1 protein-coding gene is annotated in these 992 nt (G+C 70.0%); it reads right to left on the reverse strand.

Going from position 1 to position 992, the window contains the following annotated elements:
- The coding region (locus G3N93_RS40525; protein WP_206135577.1) for a DUF2339 domain-containing protein at window positions 1-992 on the reverse strand (992 nt) is incomplete at both ends.

Here is a 992-nt window from a genome sequence, read left to right on the forward strand (position 1 = left end):
AACAGCGCGGTCGTATCGACGACGAAGCGGTCGGCATGCAGGTCGACGTGACGGCTCGCGTAGACGAGGATCTCGTGCAGCCCGCCGCTCACCCACCACAGCAGCCCCCACGCAGCGGCGGCGGCGCCGATCTCGGGCATCCACGCATGCCACGCGCGCGCTTCGCCGCGCCCGTGCAGCCACCAGCCGGTGAACAGGCCGGCGAGCGCGATCAGCAGCATCGCGATGTACGGGCTGTTGAGCACCGGCAGCGCGGTGGCGTCGGCCGGCCCGAGCAGGCTCGTGAAGAATGCACCGGCGGCGGCAACCTGCATCAGCAGGCCGAAGCCGAATCGCAGCATGCGCTTCTCGCGCACGCCGAGCCAGACGACGGCCGCGCCTTCGATCGCCCACGCGGCGCTGGTCGTCGGGCCGGAGAACGCGAGCGGCACGGCCAGCGTCGCGAAGATCACCGCGAGCGCGAGCGTGGATTCGAACAGCAGCGCGAGGCGGTCGCGGTGCCGCGCGAGCCACGCGGTGACCACGACGTAGAACGCCGACAGCGCGACGGCGCTCCACGCGAGCCCGAACGGCATGTCCTTCACGAGCGACGCCTGCAGCGCGGTCGCGACGATCGGCGTGCCGAACACGAGCGTGCCGTCCACGTAGTGCCGCAGCGCGAGCTCGCGCTTCACCGCATACAGCAGCGCGATGCCGACATACATCAGGAAGAACAGGATGAGGAACGGCTCGGTGCTCGCGAACAGCGCGGGGCGGTAGGCCGTCACGCCCCACGCCGAGCCGATCGTGAACGTGAACACGAAGCCGAGCAGGTTCAGCGGACGCCAGGCCTTGAACCAGGCGATCGCGAAGATGCCCGCGTTCAGCAGCGCGTAGTAGCTGAACAGCGCGACATGGTTGCCCTGGCCGGTCGACAGCAGCACCGGTGCGAGAAAGCCGCCCGCGCTGCCCATGAACGCGAGCGGCAGTGCGTTCTGCCGCACCGCGAGGAA

It is taken from the genome of Burkholderia sp. Se-20378, assembly GCF_017104665.1.
GTDB classification, from domain to species: Bacteria; Pseudomonadota; Gammaproteobacteria; order Burkholderiales; family Burkholderiaceae; genus Burkholderia; species Burkholderia lata.